The 16,942-nt window shown below is 72.6% G+C and carries 12 protein-coding genes and 1 riboswitch; of the genes, 4 read left to right on the forward strand and 8 right to left on the reverse strand.

Annotated elements, in window-relative coordinates:
- Nucleotides 1–50: 50 nt before the first annotated feature.
- On the reverse strand, nucleotides 51–1,223 hold the full coding sequence (locus ACFWPS_RS30400; RefSeq protein WP_383710521.1) for an acyl-CoA dehydrogenase family protein: 1,173 nt from the start codon (nucleotides 1,221–1,223) through the stop codon (nucleotides 51–53).
- 1,010 nt (nucleotides 1,224–2,233) lie between these two features.
- Between ACFWPS_RS30400 and ACFWPS_RS30405 the strand changes: the two genes are divergently transcribed.
- Nucleotides 2,234–2,740, forward strand: a complete 507-nt coding sequence (locus ACFWPS_RS30405; RefSeq protein ID WP_383710525.1) for a cupin domain-containing protein — start codon at nucleotides 2,234–2,236, stop codon at nucleotides 2,738–2,740.
- Here ACFWPS_RS30405 and ACFWPS_RS30410 read toward each other — a convergent pair.
- The 5 genes from ACFWPS_RS30410 to ACFWPS_RS30430 are packed head-to-tail and all read right to left on the reverse strand — an operon-like array spanning nucleotide 2,697 to nucleotide 9,062.
- Nucleotides 2,697–3,785, reverse strand: coding sequence for an LLM class flavin-dependent oxidoreductase (locus tag ACFWPS_RS30410; protein WP_383710528.1), 1,089 nt, complete (start codon nucleotides 3,783–3,785; stop codon nucleotides 2,697–2,699). The two genes, ACFWPS_RS30405 and ACFWPS_RS30410, sit on opposite strands and share 44 nt — an antisense overlap.
- Nucleotides 3,782–5,563, reverse strand: a complete 1,782-nt coding sequence (locus ACFWPS_RS30415; protein WP_383710530.1) for a dipeptide ABC transporter ATP-binding protein — start codon at nucleotides 5,561–5,563, stop codon at nucleotides 3,782–3,784. The genes ACFWPS_RS30410 and ACFWPS_RS30415 overlap by 4 nt, the downstream gene beginning before the upstream one ends.
- On the reverse strand, nucleotides 5,560–6,483 hold the full coding sequence (locus tag ACFWPS_RS30420) for an ABC transporter permease (protein ID WP_383710533.1): 924 nt from the start codon (nucleotides 6,481–6,483) through the stop codon (nucleotides 5,560–5,562). The genes ACFWPS_RS30415 and ACFWPS_RS30420 overlap by 4 nt, the downstream gene beginning before the upstream one ends.
- Complete coding sequence (locus ACFWPS_RS30425) at nucleotides 6,480–7,439, reverse strand: ABC transporter permease (RefSeq protein WP_383710536.1); 960 nt, start codon at nucleotides 7,437–7,439, stop codon at nucleotides 6,480–6,482. The genes ACFWPS_RS30420 and ACFWPS_RS30425 overlap by 4 nt, the downstream gene beginning before the upstream one ends.
- 3 nt (nucleotides 7,440–7,442) lie before the next feature.
- Entirely contained in the window at nucleotides 7,443–9,062 is a 1,620-nt protein-coding gene (locus ACFWPS_RS30430; RefSeq protein WP_383710538.1) for an ABC transporter substrate-binding protein, read from the reverse strand.
- 379 nt (nucleotides 9,063–9,441) lie between these two features.
- Nucleotides 9,442–9,554: riboswitch (SAM riboswitch) on the reverse strand.
- A gap of 353 nt (nucleotides 9,555–9,907) precedes the next feature.
- Between ACFWPS_RS30430 and ACFWPS_RS30435 the strand changes: the two genes are divergently transcribed.
- From ACFWPS_RS30435 to ACFWPS_RS30445, 3 genes are all read left to right on the forward strand, one after another.
- On the forward strand, nucleotides 9,908–11,314 hold the full coding sequence (locus tag ACFWPS_RS30435; RefSeq protein WP_383710540.1) for an MFS transporter: 1,407 nt from the start codon (nucleotides 9,908–9,910) through the stop codon (nucleotides 11,312–11,314).
- Between the two features lie 237 nt (nucleotides 11,315–11,551).
- Nucleotides 11,552–12,844: an ergothioneine biosynthesis glutamate--cysteine ligase EgtA gene (gene egtA, locus ACFWPS_RS30440; RefSeq protein WP_383710542.1), complete on the forward strand. Its 1,293-nt coding sequence runs from the start codon at nucleotides 11,552–11,554 to the stop codon at nucleotides 12,842–12,844.
- Nucleotides 12,845–13,004: 160 nt separating this feature from the next.
- A complete protein-coding gene (locus ACFWPS_RS30445; RefSeq protein ID WP_383710545.1) occupies nucleotides 13,005–14,003 on the forward strand; it encodes a zinc-binding alcohol dehydrogenase family protein in 999 nt (332 codons plus the stop codon).
- 32 nt (nucleotides 14,004–14,035) lie between these two features.
- Here the strand turns inward: ACFWPS_RS30445 and ACFWPS_RS30450 are convergent, their stop codons facing one another.
- Together ACFWPS_RS30450 and ACFWPS_RS30455 are read right to left on the reverse strand one after the other, a co-directional pair.
- Nucleotides 14,036–15,436, reverse strand: coding sequence for an NtaA/DmoA family FMN-dependent monooxygenase (locus ACFWPS_RS30450; protein WP_383710547.1), 1,401 nt, complete (start codon nucleotides 15,434–15,436; stop codon nucleotides 14,036–14,038).
- Nucleotides 15,433–16,533: an LLM class flavin-dependent oxidoreductase gene (locus tag ACFWPS_RS30455; protein WP_383710549.1), complete on the reverse strand. Its 1,101-nt coding sequence runs from the start codon at nucleotides 16,531–16,533 to the stop codon at nucleotides 15,433–15,435. Before ACFWPS_RS30455 ends, ACFWPS_RS30450 begins: the two co-directional genes overlap by 4 nt.
- Nucleotides 16,534–16,942: the final 409 nt, after the last annotated feature.

Raw genomic sequence — 16,942 nt, forward strand, 5'->3', positions numbered from 1 at the left:
GGGAACCCCCGGCGTGAGTGGGTCTCGGAACGCTGTCGGTCGAGGTCTGCTCAGGCATCGGGTGCCTCCGCCGCGAGGGCCGTCGCACCGACGATCGGCAGGATGGCGTCCTCGCCGGGCGCGTGGACGCCCACCGACTGGATGTCACGGAAGTGCCGCTCCAGCGGGTTCTCTTGGGCGAGGCCCGGATTGCCGAGCAGCCGCAACCCCTCGTGGACGGCGGTGGTGACATGCCGTACGACCACGACCTTCGCGGCCAGCGCGTCGACACCGCGGACCGGATCGCCCCGGTCCACCCGCCCGGCCACGGCGAAGATCAGCTCCTCTGCACTGGTGAGCAGCGTCTCGATCTCGCCCGCCGCACGCTCGAAGCGTCCCGTCGTGGCCAGGGGCCGGCCCAGTTGGGAGGGCACCCGCCGATGGGCGAAGGTGTGCACGAAGCTCTGCGCGGCGCGCGCCACGCCCAGGTAGATCGAGGACGACAGCAGCAGCATGACGCTGCCGGGCAGCGTGCCGGGAGCCGGATCGGCGCCGGGCGCGGCCAGTTCGTGCACGTACTCCGCGGGGATCTCGACGTCGGTGAACGCCACCTCGTGGCTCCCGGTCGCCCGCATGCCCAACTGGTGCCAGGTGGGCACGATGTCGATGCCGGGGCTGTCGGCCGGGACGATGAAGTTGCCGACGCGCGGCTCCGGTTCGTCCGTCGCCGCCCACACCAGGAAGTAGCTCAGCCCCTCGGCTCCGGTGACATACCGCTTCCGGCCGCGGATCGACCAGCCGTCGGCGGTCCGCCGGGCCGTGGTCGCCGGCAGCGGGCCCCGGGTCGACGAGCCCAACTCCGGTTCCGCACGCGCGTGGTTGAGCAAGGTGGGTCGTACCGCCGACTCGGCCAGCACGCGCGTGTACAGCTCCTGCGGCCAGGGACTGCGGGACTGCAGCAGGTGCGGGACGATGGTCATCCCGGAGATCAGCGCCGTCGACGGGTCACCCCGGCCGAGCGCCAGCAGGATCCTGGTGACATCGGTGAAGCTCGCCCCCGGCCCGCCGTACCGGGGATCCACTCCGGCGGTCAACAGCCCCGCTTCATGGACCAGTTGGACCGGCGCGTGCGGGAAGGCGCCGGTGCGGTCGTACTCGGCGGCGGTCGCCGCGAGCGATGCGGTCACCTCGTCCAGACGGTCGAGGTCCGCGGCTAAGGGCCGGCTCTCGGTGGCGAAGCTCATGAGGCGTTCTCCGGGACGGAAGGGGACAGGGCAGGGGCCATGGGCATGCCCGTGTCCAGGGGTCGGGTGAGGTTCCGGCCACGTGGGGTGAGCGGAGCGGGGCGGGCGGCACGGCCCTCTCGGCATGAGGAAGCCCCGGCAGGCCGCGGCGGACCTCGTCGTACGCCGAGGCGGGGGAGGGGCGGAGAACCGTGTCAGAGAGTGCGGGCGGTCGCCCGCGATCCGGCCTGCGCGCAGTTGCTCACCGGAGAGCGGTGGCGGGGCGGACGGGTGGTGTCAACGACAGCCGGTCGACTTGACCCTGCCGAAGTCCACGACGCGGCACTGCGTCAGACGGGGCGTCAGATGATCGCTGCGCCCATGGCGGACACCGTCGGCCGGACGCCGGCCGAACTTCCTCGCGGTCACAGGCCCGAACATGTCACTGAGAATGCAGGACCGGACCACGCTGCGTCCAATGCCGATTTGCGATCAAGGCCGATCGCGTGCGCCGATCGGTTGATGAGGCGACCTGTCCGCGGACCGCGCGGACTGTGCGCAGGACGGCGCACGGTCCTCTGCGGCACGCCCCGACCGGGTGCCGCTCTTCCGACGCACAGGCTGTGACCTGCGGATCCGTGCCGCACCTTCCGGGGCGCTCCGGGCCGCTTCCGATCCAGGCCACGGCTCGCCCCGCCCCGCACCGACCCACCCGCGTGCCGTTCCCCGTCGCGCCTGGCCGCGTGGCTGTGATTCCACAGTCCGGACATGTTCCTCGTTTCGATCAGGGTTCGGTCTACGCGGCACCCGGGCCGGGTTCACCGCAGGGCGTGGGCCGAGGTCGTCCTCGGTGCGGAAGGCGAGCCGGCGCCCCGACGAACGCCGGGCGGCGGAACTCCTCGGCCGGCCGGGCGACCTGACGGAGCGTCGGATTCGAGCCGCGGGCCCGCTCGTTGCGGGAACATTGCCGCAGGTGAACCGCAGAAGACACCTCTTGACATCGATTCTGGGGCGGTCCTAGCGTCCCCGCCATGAGCGAGGCGCTGACGACCCCCGGTGAAGGCTTCCACCCCCATCTCCACGACACCCGGGACCACGCGGCGACGCCCCTGCGCAGTCGGCTGCACCACATCCGCGCCGACGCGCTGGACGGCGACACCGCACAGTCCGGCGGCATGCGGCGGTTCGCCGCCGTCAGCGGACGGAGCGTCGGCTCCGAGAAGCTCTGGATGGGCCAGACGCATGTGGCCCCCGCGACCGCCAGCTCCGACCACCACCACGGCGAGTCCGAGACCGCGATCTACGTGGTGAGCGGACACCCCGAGTTCGTCTTCCTGGACGGCACGGGCGAACGGCCGGCGGAGGTACGGCTGCGCACCTCGCCCGGCGACTACGTCTTCGTCCCCCCGTTCGTGCCGCACCGCGAGGAGAACCCGGACCCCGCCGAGGAGGCCGTGGTCGTCATCGCCCGCAGCACCCAGGAGGCCATCGTGGTCAACCTGCCCGGCTTGTACGCCCTTCCGGCAGACAGGGCGTGACACCCGGGGCCCGCCCCGCTCCGGCCCCGGCACCGTCGCGGCGCCAGCCCAGCTCGGGTGCGACGAGGTGCCGTACGTCGTACAGGATCTGTTCGTACTCCTCCCGATGGAACTCGTACGGCAACTCCAGGCGCAGCTCGGCCACTTCGGCGAGCACCGGATCGGCCGTCAGCTGTTCCAGGATCTGCTCGGCGGTCCCGACGACGTCCGGCGCGAACAGGATGTGCTTCGGGCCCTGGGGCGCGAGGGTGCGCTCGTGGCGGCTCGCCGCGTACGCCCGGTAGCGGGCGCGGGTGGCCGCGTCGGCGCTGTCGAGGGGCACGATCACCCGGCCCAGGGCCACGCGCGGCCTACGGCCGTCCGGCAGCGCACGCCGGTACTCCGACAGCAGGTTCAGCTGGGCCGTGGTGAAGTCGTCGGTGCCCTCGCCGGTGACGATGTTCCCGGACAGCAGACCGAGGCCCTGACCGGCGGCCCAGCGGACCGAGCGCAGGCTTCCGCCGCCGTACCAGATACGGTGTGCAAGGCCCGGGTCGTGCGGTTGCAGACGAGGGCGCTGGACGTTGCCCGGCGAGTGGATGACCGTGTCCGGGCCGCCGAGGTAGTCGCCGCGCAGGTTCTCCACCACCCGGGCGATCCTGCCGTACGACAGGTCGAAGCCGCGCCAGTCGCCGTCGTACACGAGGTCGCCGAGCAGGTCGGCGTGTGGCATGCCGGTGCTGAAACCGATCTGGAGCCGACCCCGGGACAGCACGTCGGCCAGCGCCAGGTCCTCGGCGAGCCGGAACGGGCTCTCGTAGCCGATCGGGATGACCGCGGTACCGAGCTCGATCCGCTCGGTCCGCTGCCCGGCCGCCGCGAGGAACACGGCCGCCGAGCCGACGCCGTGTTCGAGATGGCGCTGCCGGATCCAGGCACCGTCGTAGCCGAGCCGCTCGCCGTACTCGAACAGCCGGAGGGTCTCCTCCAGGCCCGGATAGGGGTCGTCGTCCGCGAAGTTGCCGGGCGTGAGAAAGGCCAGAGAGGTGATGGCGGGAGTGCTCATGCTGGTCCTTGACCGGTTGTGGTTGCCGTGGCGGGAGAGGGGACACGCCCGCCCGGGATCGCCGCCAGCAGCTCGCGGGTGTACGCGTGGCGGGGCTCGGAGAACAGCTCCTCGGGCGGGCCCGACTCGACGATCCGTCCGGCTTTCATGACGGCGACCTGGTGCGCGATCTGCCGTACGACGGCCAGGTCGTGGGAGATGAACAGGTACGCCACGCCGGTGTCCGCCTGCAACTCGGCGAGCAGGTCGAGGACTTGGGCCTGCACGGACACGTCGAGCGCGGAGACGGGTTCGTCGCACACCACGAGGTCGGGGGAGAGGGCGAGAGCACGCGCGATGGCCACGCGCTGGCGCTGTCCGCCGGACAGTTCCGCGGGGCGGCGTTCCAGGGTCGCTGCGGGCAGGGCCACCCGGTCGAGGAGTTCGCGGGCGCGGTCCAGCCGGGAGGCGCGGTCGCCGACCTTGAACGCCCGCAGCGGCTCGGTGATCACCTCGCCGATGGAGAGGCGCGGGTCGAGCGAGGCGTACGGGTTCTGGTAGACGAGCTGGGCGCGTCGGCGCAGCTGTCTGACCTCGGCGCCCTTGGCGGTGGTGACGTCGGTGCCGTCGAACAGCACCTGTCCGGAGGTCGCCTCGGCCAGCCGCAGCACCAGGCGGGCGGTGGTGGACTTGCCCGAGCCGGACTCCCCGACGAGGGCGAGGGTCCGGCCGCGCCGCACGGTGAGGCTGACGTCGTCGACCGCGCGCAGCGTCCGGGCCTCGCCGCCGGCGCGCGGCAGCCTGAACTCCTTGACCAGGTTGCGTGCCTCGACCAGGGGAGGCGCCGTATCGGCCGGGGCGGCGGAGACCCGGGCGGCCGGGACCGGGGTACGGGGGCGGGCCCTGGTCAGGCTCGGGGCGCTGGCCAGCAGCCGCCTGGTGTACTCGTGCCGGGGGTCGGCCAGGACGGCACGGGTCTCGCCGGCCTCGACCACCTTGCCCTGTGACATGACCACCAGCCGCTGGGCCCGGTCGGCGGCCACCCCGAGGTCGTGGGTGACGAGCAGGATCGCGGTGCCCGACTCCTCGGTGAGCTGCTGGAGATGGTCGAGGATCACCCGCTGGACGGTGACGTCGAGCGCGCTGGTCGGCTCGTCGGCGATGATCAGCTCGGGCTTCGCGGCGATCGCGACGGCGATCAGGGCCCGCTGCCGCATGCCGCCGGACAGCTCGTGCGGGTACTGCCGGGCCCGGACGGCCGCGTCGGGCAGCCCGGCCCGGTCGAGGACGGCGACCGCCTCGGCCGCCGCCGCCCGGCGGGTCGCCAGGCCGTGGATGCGCAGCACCTCGGCGACCTGTTCGCCGATCCGCTTGACCGGGTTGAGCGAGACCGTCGGATCCTGCGGGACCAGCCCGATCCGCGCGCCGCGCACGGTACGCAGCTCCGCCTCGGAAAGGGTGGACAGATCGTGCCGGCCGAAACGGACCGTGCCCGCGTCGATGGTGCCGTTCGCCGCCAGCAGCCGGGTGACGGCGTGTGCGGTGGTGCTCTTGCCGGAGCCGGACTCGCCGACCACGGCCGTCACCTGGCCGGGCCATACGTCGAGGTCCACGCCCCGTACGGCCGACACGGTGCCACCTCGGGTGCGGTACGACACGGACAGGCCGCGGATCTCCAGGAGTGGTGTGGTCACGTTCTCACCGTTCTCGCGTGTGTCACCGTTCTCGTGGACGTCGTGGACGTCGTGGACGTCGTGGACGTCGTGGACGTCGTGGACGTCGTGGACGTGGTGGGTCATCGCTGCCGCGCCCATTCGCCGTCCAGCGCCCGCGCGACGCGGTTGGCGGCCAGTACGGTCGCGGCGATCGCCAGCCCGGGCAGCGCGGTCAGCCACCAGGCGTTGGCCAGGTAGTTGCGGCCGTCGGAGATCAACGTCCCCCACTCCGGGGCGGGCGGCGGCGCGCCGTAGCCGAGAAAGCTCAGCGCCGACACGGCCAGGATCGAGGAGCCGAAGTCCAGGGTGGCGAGGACGATCACCGGTCCGGCGGCATTGGGCAGGACGTGCCGGCCGAGCACCGAGTACCAGCGGGCCCCGCAGGAGCGGGACGCCTCGACGAACACCGCCTGCCGCACCCGCAGCACCTCGGCCCGGGCCACCCGGGCGAACGAGGCGACGCTGGCGATGCCGACCGCGACGGCCACCTTCACCGTCCCGTACCCGAGCGCGGTGACCAGGGCCAGCGACAGGAACAGCGCGGGGATGGAGAGCAGGACGTCGACGAAGCGCATCAGCACGTCGTCCACCCAGCGGCCCACGAACCCGGCGACCACGCCGAGCAGACCACCGACCACGAACGCGACCAGGACCGCGATCAGCGTGGCCTTGAGGGAGAGCTGGGCGCCGTGGACCACGCGGGAGAAGACGTCGCGGCCGAGTTCGTCCGTGCCGAACCAGTGACTGCCGCTCGGACCGCGGAAGTTGTCGGACGGCACCCCCTTCAGCGGGTCCTGCGAGGTGAACAGATCCGGCCAGAAGGCGGCCAGCACCACCAGCACGATGACGACGGCGGACAGCAGCAGACCGGGACGGCGCAGCAGGAAGCGGAGCACCCGGCGGATCCCGGCGGGCGGGACGGGATCCGCCGGGGACCCGTTCCCGACCGGCCGGGCGACGCCCAGGGCCGCCTCGGACTGGTCGTCGACAAGGCTCTGACTCACGCGAAGCCCGCCTTTCTCTCCGAGGCCACCACGATCCGCGGGTCCAGCAGCGGATAGACGAGGTCGACGAGCAGGTTCGTCACCACGAAGATCAGCGCGCCGAACACCACCACCCCCTGGACCAGAGGGATGTCCTGCACGGTGACCGCCGCCGCGGTCACCCGGCCCAGACCGTCTCGGGAGAACACCGTCTCCACGACCACCGAACCGGCGATCAGCTGCCCGACCAGCAGCCCCACGACCGTCAGCGCCGGCAGCGAGGCGTTGCGCAGCGCATGCCGCAGATGCACCCGCCACCGGCCGGCGCCCTTGGCCCGCGCGGTCTCCGCATAGGCCTGGTCCAGCGCGGTCAGCAGGCTCTTGGCCAGCACCTGGGCGACCTGCGCGCCGGTCGGTATCGCCAGCGTGAGGGCCGGCAGCACCAGCCCGCGCAGTCCGTCGTTGCCGAACGCAGGGAACCAGTGCAGCTTGAACGAGAACGCCTCGACGAGCAGCAGCCCCACCCAGAACGTCGGGACCGACACCCCCAACGGGGGCAGCGACAGCAGCAGTTGCCGCAACCACCGCCGAGAGGTGTACGTCGCCACCACCGCGAGCCCGCCACCGAGGACCACGGCAAGGAGCAGCGCGGCACCGGTCAGCTGGAGGGTCTGCGGCAGCGCGTCGGCCAGGGTGGAGGTCACCGGGCGGCCGGTGGAGACCGCGTCGCCGAAGTCCCCGCGCACCGCCCGGCCCAGATACTCGGCGTACTGCACCAGCACCGGCTTGTCGAAGCCGTACTCGTGCCGCAGCTTTGCGAGTTGGGCCGGATCGACCTGCCCCGTGTCCAACCCGGCACCGGCCATCGCGGAGACCGGGTCACCGGGCAGGAAGTCCAGCACCAGGAACGACACCGTGTACGCCGCCCACAGCACCCCGACCGCCTGTGCCAGCCGTTTGATCACATAGCGGCGCATCCGCTAGCCGATCCAGGTGTCGTGCAGCTGGATGCGGCTGCCGGAGTCGAACGTGAGGTCGTGCACCTTGTTCGAGACACCCAGCTGGGTCTGGAGCTCCACCACCGGCACGTTGTACGCGTTCCGCACGATCAGCTGCTGCGCCTCGGTGACCAACTGCCTGCGCTTCGCGGTGTCCGTGGTCGCGGCCTGCGCGGACAGCGCCGTGTCCAGCGAACTGGCGGGCAGGTGGTAGAAGTTGGCCAACTGGGTGGAGAAGGAGCTGCGCAGGATGTCCGGGTCGGCGCGGGTCGTGTTCGCCCACACCACGTCGAAGTCGCCGGACTGGAGGGTGGTGGCGAACTGGGTGACCGGGAGCTGCTTGAGCACCACGTCGATCCCGACGGCCTTCAGCTGCTGCTGGACCAGCTCCAGGGCGGGCTGGTTGGTGGCCGCGTTGGGGAACCAGCTGATGGTCAGGCTCAGCTTCTTGCCGTCCTTGGCGCGGACGCCGTCACTGCCGTCCTTCCAACCCGCCTCGTCCAGCAGGGACTTGGCCTTGGCCGCGTCGAAGGCGAGGTCCGTGGAGAGGTCGGTGTAGTCGGGGGTGGTGTGCGCCAGGACGCTGGTCGCCGGCTGGGTGCCGGTCGGGAAGACGGTGTCGGCGATCTGCTTCCGGTCGACGGCGGCCAGGATCGCCTGGCGTACCTTCGCGTCCTTCAGCAGGGGCCGCGAGTTGTTGAGCCCCAGGCCGAACACCACACCGGGGTTGGCCCGGCTCTGGAGGGTGACCTGGCCGCCCTTGAGCGCCGCCTCGTTCGCCTTGCCGACGCTGCTGATGGCGTCCACCTGCCCGGACTGGAGACTGCCGGCCCGCACCCCCGCCTCGGGCACCACCTTGAACACCAGCTTGTCCAGGTAGGCCTCGCCCTTCTTCGACCAGAGCGAGGAGCCCCAGTCGTACCCGGTCCGCTTGTCCAGGGCGATCGACTGGTTCTGCACGTACTGCTTGAGCACGAACGGCCCGGACCCGACCACTCCGTCGCTGCACTTCTGCTGCGGGCTCCGCTTGACGCTCGCCGAGGACTCGATGCCCAGCGAGTGGGTCGAAGTCGCCTGCAGGAACTGTGCGTTGGGCTGCTTGAAGGCCACCTTGACGGTGAGCGGGTCGACCACGGTGGTGCTCTTGACGCCGCTCAGATAGCCCTCGGCGAGGGTGCCCAGGGCGCCGAGCTCCGGCACCGCGTCGAAGTTGTCCTTGACCACCTGCGCGGTCAGCTTCGAGCCGTCGCTGAAGGTGACGCCGGACCGCAGGTGGAACGTGAACGTCGTCGCGTCGGCGCTGATGTCCCAGCTCTTGGCGAGCCACGGCACGATCTTGCCGGTCCTGGGGTCCTGGTCGGTCAGGGAGTCCACGATCTGGCGCACCGAGTAGATGGTGTCGTTGCTGGCGACCTGCTGCGGATCCACGCAGCCGGCGTCGGAGCCCACCGCGAAGGTCAGGGTGCCGCCGGACTTCGCCGGGCCGCTTCCGCCGCCGGAGGCGTCGTCGCCCGAACCGCACGCGGTCAGCAGGACGCTGGTGGTCAGGAGCGCGGCCAGGGGCGCCCATCGGGAGGGTCTGAAATCCGGAAGTGCTGTCACGGAGGGAGTTCTCCTACTCGTGTCACCAAGGCACGGGGTGCCGGGCTACGGGCGCGAGGCACGGCCGCGCAGGGGCGTGCGGCCCCGGCCGGATCTGCCCCGGCCGGGGAAGCGCTGTGCAGAGACGAGGGGTGGCTGGCGGACGGCACCGAGAAGTGGTGCCGAGGGGAAGGACGGCGCGAAGGGGCCTGCGCCGGTGACGGAGGTCAGCCGGCGGCGGGCGGGCTCGTCAGGCCCGACAGAAGCTGCTGGTCGAGCGCTTCAGATCGATGTGGCGCCGGCGCGAGAGCCTGGAGTACGCCGTGGCGTCGGTGGGGGAGACAGCCGGGTCATCGCTGTGCCGCATGCCGCTCCTCCCCGTCTCCGGCCCCGTCACGGGGCCGCGCGCTTGCGGGAGTCGTCGGTGATCCCGCCGGGCTTTCACCTGGAGCACCCCACCGCGTGGAGGGTTGCCGGTCAGCGAGCCAGGGCTTGACGCTGACACTCAATGCCGTTGGCGATCGTACGGATCGGTTTTGTCGTACGTCAATGCCCCAGCCTGGCGCCCCTTTTGAGAACAGGGAGCCGTCTCACGTGCCGGGACGCCTGGTGGACGCACCCTGTGCCGTGTGCTTTGATCCGGCCATGGAGACCGCAGGTCAGGCACGGAGCATGCTGCTCGACCCGTTCTGGGCGGGCCGCCGCGCCGACCAGTTCGACCAGACCTGTCGCTGACCACTCGCTCCTTTCAGCTCCTTTCAGCTCTCTTCGGCTTCCTTCAGCCCTTTCCCAGCCCGCGTACCGCCGCGCCCACGCGCCGCCGCGTACCCCCGGCCCCCCCGTACCGCCCGGTCGGAAAGAGAGGCATGGACGTCAACAGCACTACTTCGACAGGGGTGTTCGCCGCGCTGCGGGTCCGTGACTACCGGATCTACTGGAGCACGGGCCTGGTGTCCAACATCGGCAGCGCCATGCAGGGTGTCGCGCTGGACTGGTTCGTCCTGACGCTCACCCACAGCGGAACCGCGCTCGGCTGGGTCGCCGGGCTCCAGTTCGCCCCCGTGCTGCTGTTCGGCCTGTGGGGCGGGGTCGTCGCCGACCGGTACGACCGCCGGACCCTGCTGCTGTGGACCCAGACGCTGTACGCGGTCCAGGCGCTGCTCCTGACGGGCATCGTGTTCTCCGGCCATGCCGCGCTGTGGCTGCTGTACGTCCTGTCCTTCGCGTTGGGCTGCGTGTTCACGGTGGAGAACCCGGCACGCCTGTCCTTCGTCACGGAACTGGTCGGCCGGGCTCTGATCCCGAAGGCGGCGGGCCTGAACATCCTGTCCCTGAACGCCGCGCGCCTGATCGGTCCGGCGATCGCCGGTGTGCTGATCGGGGCGATCGGAACCGGGTGGGTCTTCGCCCTGAACGCCGTGTCCTTCACCGTGGTCCTCGCGGGGCTGCTGTCGATCCGGCCGAGGGCGGGGGAGACGCGCGCCGTCTCCCGGCCGCCGTGGACAGGGGCGGGCGCCGAGGGGCTGCGCTATGTGGCGGCCCGGCCCGAACTCGTCGGCGTGTTCACCATCTTCGGCCTGGTCGCCACCTTCGCGGTCAACTTCCCGACCACGCTGACCCTGTTCGCCGGGCGCGTCTTCGACGTCGGCTCCCGGGGACTCGGCCTCATGAACACCGCACTGGCCGTCGGCACCGTCGCCGGGACGATCGCCGCGACGCGCGGTGTCTCGCCCCGGGTACGGACGGTCGTCGCCGGCGCCCTGCTGTTCGGCGGCTTCGAGGCACTGGCGGCGGTCATGCCCACCTACCCGGCCTTCCTCGCCCTGCTGCTGCCGATGGGCTTCACACTGATGACGTTGAACACGGCGGTGAGCGCCTTCGTCCAGTCGGAGGTGAGCGACGCCATGCGGGGCCGGGTGATGGCGGTCTACACGGTGATCTCCATGGGCGGCAGCCCGGTCGGCGCCCCCGTCATCGGCTGGGTCTCCCAGCACGCGGGCGTGCGCCGGGGGCTGGCCGTGGGCGCCGCCACGGCCGTCCTGGCCGCGCTCGGCGTGGCGCTGTGGCTGGCACGGACGACACGCTCGGCGCCCGCCCCGGCTGCGCCACCCGCTTCGGCCCCGCCGCCTGCCCGCACCACACCGTCCGACCCCGCCGCGCAGCCCGTCTCCCGGTCCGCCTCGGCTTCTGCAACGGCGCCGACCGGCCGCTCGCCGTCCCCCGGTCACCCGGCAGGACACGGACGGTGCACCGGAGGAACTTCCCACGGCTGACCACCACACCGGACCATCTCGTCGGCTCCGCAGAACCCTGACGAGAGGCGTTCGGCGGGATGAGCGTGGCCCGGGACCTTCCGAGTTGCCCGTTGCGGGTTGCCGAATGCCCAGTCGTCTGGAAAGTGCGCCCTTGTCATGACAGGGCGGGACGGCGGACTCTGGCAGCAGGCACGGCGGTACGCGTAGCGGACGTCGGATCCCCGACGGCCCTGAGGCGGCTCAGGAGGCCCGCGGATGTCGGTTTCACCGGAGTGCGGTGTTGATGGTCCTGCTGTCACCGAGCACGAGGCGGAGGCGCTGGTGGAGGGAATCTGCTTCAAGACGGGCCCACCGCGCAGCGTGGGGGTCGAAGTGGAGTGGCTGGTCCACAGGAGGCGTGTGCCGCACGACTCCGTGAGCCGCGAAGACCTGGAAGCGGCCCACGCCGCACTGCGAACCCTGCCGCTGACGTCCGGGCTGAGCGTCGAGCCCGGCGGTCAGGTGGAGCTGAGTTCCCGGCCGGCCCCGTCGCTGGCCCAGTGCGTCTCGGAGGTCTCCGCCGATCTGGCGGCCGTGCGCACCGCACTCGGCGAACACGGCCTGGCACTGGCCGGGCTGGGCGTCGATCCCTGGCAACCGCCTCGCCGGTTCCTGCGGGAGCGGCGCTACGACGCCATGGAAGCCTGCCTCGACCGTACGGGTCCGGCAGGGCGGATCCTGATGTGCACGTCGGCCTCCGTCCAGGTGTGCCTCGACGCCGGACGGGAGGAACCCGGTGTCATGGGATTCGCGCGCCGCTGGTGGCTCGCACACCACCTGGGAGCGGTCCTGGTCGCGGCGTTCGCCAACTCCCCCATGGCCGGGGGCCGCACCACGGGCTGGCTGTCCACGCGGCAACTGATGTGGGCGGAACTCGATCCGGGACGGGCCGGCGGACCCTCCCTCGCCCACGACCCGCGCCGCGCCTGGGTCCGGCGGGTCCTGGACGCACCGGTGATGTGCGTACGGCGGGACGGCCCCTGGGAGGTGCCGGACGGAGTGAGCTTCCGCGACTGGACCCGCTCGCACACCATGCGCCCGCCCACCCACGCGGACCTCGACTATCACATCAGCACACTGTTTCCGCCCGTCAGGCCGCGCGGCCACCTGGAACTGCGCATGATCGACGCCCAGCCCGGCGACGACGGGTGGCTCGTGCCGCTGGCGGTGATCACGGCCCTGTTCGACGACCCGGGCGCCGCCGCGATCGCGCACCGGGCGGTGGAGCCCCTGGTGGAGCGAGCCGCCGGGGCCCCGGCACCGCACAATCCGCTGTGGACCGACGCGGCCCGCCACGGGCTGGCCGACCCGCAACTGAAGCGCGCCGCCGTGACCTGTTTCGCCGCGGCGCTGGACGCCCTGCCCCGGCTGGGCGCGAGCGCCAGGGTCACGGACGCCGTCGCGGCCCACGCCGACCGCTACGTCCGCCGCGGCCGCTGCCCGGCCGACGACGTGCTCGACCGGCAGCGCGACCGCGACACGCCCGTACGACGCCGCGCCCGGCGATGACCCGGAGCGGAATGGCGTGGCGCTGAGTGCTGTTGCCGCGGGAGGGTCGCCAGGTCGCCAGGTCGCCTGTGGAGCCTGTGGGGCGGGGCGACGGGTCTCCTCCGCGCCCCCGCGAGGTGGCCTCGGGCCTGTGCGTCGATCGAACGGAGAAGGACGCCACGTGCGTGCATACGGATTCAAGTCGAACGGCGGACCGGAAGTCCTGGAGGAGATCCAGGTGCCGGCCCCGCGGCCGGGCCCGGGACAGGTGCTGATCGAGGTCGCGTACGCCGGGGTGAACTTCGCCGAGGTGCAGCACCGGCGGGGCGAGTTCGGCGAGCCCGGCGGCCCCGGCGGCTACGACGTGCCGGGGCTGGAAGTCTCCGGCACGGTCGCGGCGCTCGGCGACGGGGCGACGGGACCGGCTGTCGGCGAGCAGGTCGCGGCCTACCTTCCGGCCTTCGGCGGATACGCGGAGTTCGCCGTGGCCGACACCGACTTCGTCCGGCCGGTGGGCCGGCTCCCGCTCGCGCACGCGGCCGGGGTGCCGTGCGTCTATCCCACGGCCTACGGGGTGCTGACGGACGCGGGGCGGCTGCACCCGGGCGAGACGGTCCTGATCCACGCGGCGGCCGGCGGAGTCGGTTCGGCCGCGGCGCGCATCGCACGGACCCTCGGTGCCTCCCGGGTCTTCGGCACGGTCGGCTCCGTGACCAAGACACAGCTGGCCGAAGAGCTGGGCTACGACGCCCTGTTCGTCCGGGACGCGTTCGAGGAGGCGGTCCTGGAGGCCACCGCGGGCCGCGGGGCGGACCTGGTGCTGGACCCCGTCGGCGGGCCGGTACGCCGGGCCGGCCTGCGGGTACTGGCTCCCTTCGGCCGGGTGGTCACCTACGGGGACCTCGGACGTCACGCGGACTGGACGGCGGACGTCCGGGATCTGTGGAAGAACAACAGGACCGTCGCCGGCTACAACATCGGTGACGTCGCCCGCCGTTCCCCCGCCACCATCGGCGAGCACCTGTCCAGGGCGCTCTCGGCGCTCGCCTCCGGAGCACTGGCCTCCGCCCCTCCGGCCGTCGTCCCGGCGGCGGACCTCGTCGAGGTCCACCGGCGCCACGAGGCCGGGCGAACCCACGGGAAGACCGTGCTCGCCTTCGCGGGACACAGGGCCGGCTGAGCCGGCCGGCCCGTGCCCCTTCGCCGTGCCGGTCAGCCCGCCTCCCGTCGCTCGGGGGCGGAGCGGTGGGTGAGGGGCGCGCGCAGGCCGAGGTGTTCGCGCAGCGTGCTGCCGGTGTACTCGGTGCGGTAGACCCCGCGCTCCTGCAGTTGCGGGACGAGCAGGTCCACGATGTCGTCGAGGCCGCCGGGGATGAGGTACGGCGTGACGTTGAAGCCGTCGACCGCGCCGTGCCGGACGAAGCGGGCGAACTTGTCGGCCAGGCCGGACGGGGTGCCGACGTGGCCGCGCTGCGGACCGAGCGCGATGACCGTCTCACGCAGCGACCAGCCGTGCGCCTCAGCCTTCGCCCGCCACTCGGCCACCACCGTGCGCGGGTCGGCGATCCGCCGGGCCCCGAAGGAGCCGTCGTTCTCGGCGACGACCGGGTCCTCCGCGGGCAGCGGCCCGTCGGCGTCGCGGCCGGACAGGTCGATGCCCCACAGCAGCCCGGCGATCCCCAGGGCCGTCGCGGGAGTGACCTGCTGGAGCCGGATCCAGCGCTTCTTCTCCTCCGCCTCCTCCTCGGTGGCGCCGATGATGATCTCGGTGCCGGGCAGGATCCGCAGATCGTCGTCGGGCCGCCCGACCGTCCGCAGCCGGCGCCGGATGTCCTCGGCGAAGGCCAGCGCGTCGTCGAAGTCGTTGCCGTGCGCGGAGAAGATGACGTCGGCGTTGCGGGCGGCGAAGTCGCGCCCGTCACCGGAGTCACCCGCCTGGAAGATCACCGGGTGGCCCTGGGCACTGCGCGGCAGGGTGGGGGCGAGATCGACGTCGAACTGCGGTCCCCGGTGCCGTACTCGGCGTACCGCGCCGGGCACCGACCAGGCGGGCGCGTCCACGGAGTCGGCGACCGCCTTGTCGTCCCAGCCGTCCCACAGGGCACGGGCGACGGTGAGGAACTCCTCGGCGCGCCGGTAGCGGTCGGCGTGGTCGAGATAGCCGCCCCGGCGGAAGTTGGCGCCGGTCCAGGCGTTGTCCGTGGTCACCACGTTCCAGCCGGCCCGGCCTTCGGAGAGCAGGTCGAGGCCGGAGAGGCGGCGGGCCAGGTCCGCGGGTTCGTTGAAGGTGGAGTTGGAGGTGGAGACCAGGCCGATCCGGCGGGTGACCGCGGCCAGCGCGGCGAGCTGGGTGATGGCGTCCGGCCGTCCGGCCACGTCGAGATCGTGGATCCTGCCGTCGACCTCGCGCAGCCTGAGGCCCTCGCCGAGGAAGAACGCGTCGAACAGGCCCCGCTCGGCGGTCTGGGCGACCCGCCGGAAGGAGGCGGGGTCGATCTGCGAACCGCTGTCCGGGGCGGACCAGATGGTCCAGTGGTTCACACCCTGGAAGAACACCCCGAAATGCAGCTGGGCGTGCGGCCGCGGGACGTCGAGGGGGTCGGTGCGGGTCATCGGGCTTCCTCCTGGACGGCCGCGGCGGCGAACCGGTTGGCGGGGCGCTCCAGGCCGAGGGCCGAGCGCAGGGACGTGCCGGGCAGCGGGCGGGCGACGAGGCGCCGCTCGGACAGGGCCGGCAGGACGAGGCGGGAGAGGACGGCGAGATCCTCGTCCAGCACCAGCGGATGCAGCCGCACCCCGTGGACGTGACGGCTCAACTCGTCGAGAAGAGAGACCAGTCCGTCCGCGGAACCGACGTGCCGCAGCCGTCCGCGGTCGGTCCAGGGCGCGTACCGCGCCAGGTCGGCGACGCGCTCGGCGCCGGTCGCGTCCGGCGTGTCCAGCGCCACCTCGACCTCGGCGAAGACGCGGGGCGTACCGGCGCCCGCGGCGGCCGCGGCGACCGACGCCGGGTCGCGGCCCTCGACCAGGGCGACGTCGAGCAGCGCGGCGGGCACCAGGTCCGGGCGGCCCAGGACGACGAGCTGTCCCTGCGGCGGGCGCGGCACGATCGCCGGGCCCTTGACGGCGTAGGTCTCGCCGGTGAAGTCGATGTAGTGCAGCCGGTCGCGGTCGAGGTAGCGGCTCGTGGCCACGGACCTGATGACCGCGTCGTCCTCCCACGAGTCCCACAGCGCACGGGCCACCTCCACCCCGTCCCGGGTCTCCAGGGCCCGCCCGGCCGCGTCGGCGACCGGCGGCCGCCCCCAGACACGCGCCGCCCCCAGGCGGTCCTCCTCCGTCACCACCCACCCGGCGCGGCCCGCCGAGACGTGGTCCAGGGACGCCAACTGGCTGGAGACATGAAAGGGTTCGGCATACGTGACCGGTACGACGGGCGCGATGCCGATGGCGCTCGTGGACGCCGCGACGAAGGCCGCCCGCTCCACCGCGCCGATACGGCCGACGGGATCCGGCGCGGCACCGGGCGGCAGCACCCCGTCGGCCAGGGTGACCAGGGCGAACCCGGCGTTCTCGGCCACGGCGGCGAGCCCGGCCGCGCGGCGCGGGGTGAGCAACTGGTCGGGTGCGTGAGCGGCGCGGCGCCAGGCCGCGGGGTGGGCGCCGTCACCGTCGATCTCGACGGCGAGGTGCAGGGCGGGGCCGGACAATGGACGTTCCTTCCGGGAAACACGCGGGAACTCGTGGCCGTGCGGCCACGCGGTCACGACGAGGGACCGGGCGACGGCGCAGGACGAGAGCGGGGCGGGACTGGGCGGGGCTGGGCTGGGCGACGGCGCGTGAGCCGGGCGTGACTACGCCGCGAAGGACCGGTTGCGGCCACGGCGCGCGGCGACGACCGGCGGGACGGGCCGGCAGGGGTCAGAGGCGGTGGCCGCAAGGACAGACGGCGGAGCAGGTGCGGCAGTAGTCGACATGCCGGCGCGTGATCAGTCGCACGCCACAGCGCCCACCCCGGGGTGTCGCGCCGGATACGTGCATCAAGGGCCTCCACCCGTCAGAAACCGATCGGTTCACCGTACGTCGCCCGCCCCGCCGGGTGTCAAGAACGAGCGACGC

Origin of the sequence: Streptomyces sp. NPDC058457, assembly GCF_042720695.1 — a bacterium.
Taxonomy (GTDB): Bacteria; Actinomycetota; Actinomycetes; order Streptomycetales; family Streptomycetaceae; genus Streptomyces.

What these genes read in the sequence shown, in the direction of transcription:
- ACFWPS_RS30400 (WP_383710521.1), bottom strand. Translation starts at nt 1,223, where the DNA reads ATGAGCTTCGCCACCGAGAGCCGGCCCTTAGCCGCGGACCTCGACCGT.
- ACFWPS_RS30405 (WP_383710525.1), top strand. Translation starts at nt 2,234, where the DNA reads ATGAGCGAGGCGCTGACGACCCCCGGTGAAGGCTTCCACCCCCATCTC.
- ACFWPS_RS30410 (WP_383710528.1), bottom strand. Translation starts at nt 3,785, where the DNA reads ATGAGCACTCCCGCCATCACCTCTCTGGCCTTTCTCACGCCCGGCAAC.
- ACFWPS_RS30415 (WP_383710530.1), bottom strand. Translation starts at nt 5,563, where the DNA reads ATGACCCACCACGTCCACGACGTCCACGACGTCCACGACGTCCACGAC.
- ACFWPS_RS30425 (WP_383710536.1), bottom strand. Translation starts at nt 7,439, where the DNA reads ATGCGCCGCTATGTGATCAAACGGCTGGCACAGGCGGTCGGGGTGCTG.
- ACFWPS_RS30435 (WP_383710540.1), top strand. Translation starts at nt 9,908, where the DNA reads ATGGACGTCAACAGCACTACTTCGACAGGGGTGTTCGCCGCGCTGCGG.
- egtA (WP_383710542.1), top strand. Translation starts at nt 11,552, where the DNA reads ATGTCGGTTTCACCGGAGTGCGGTGTTGATGGTCCTGCTGTCACCGAG.
- ACFWPS_RS30450 (WP_383710547.1), bottom strand. Translation starts at nt 15,436, where the DNA reads ATGACCCGCACCGACCCCCTCGACGTCCCGCGGCCGCACGCCCAGCTG.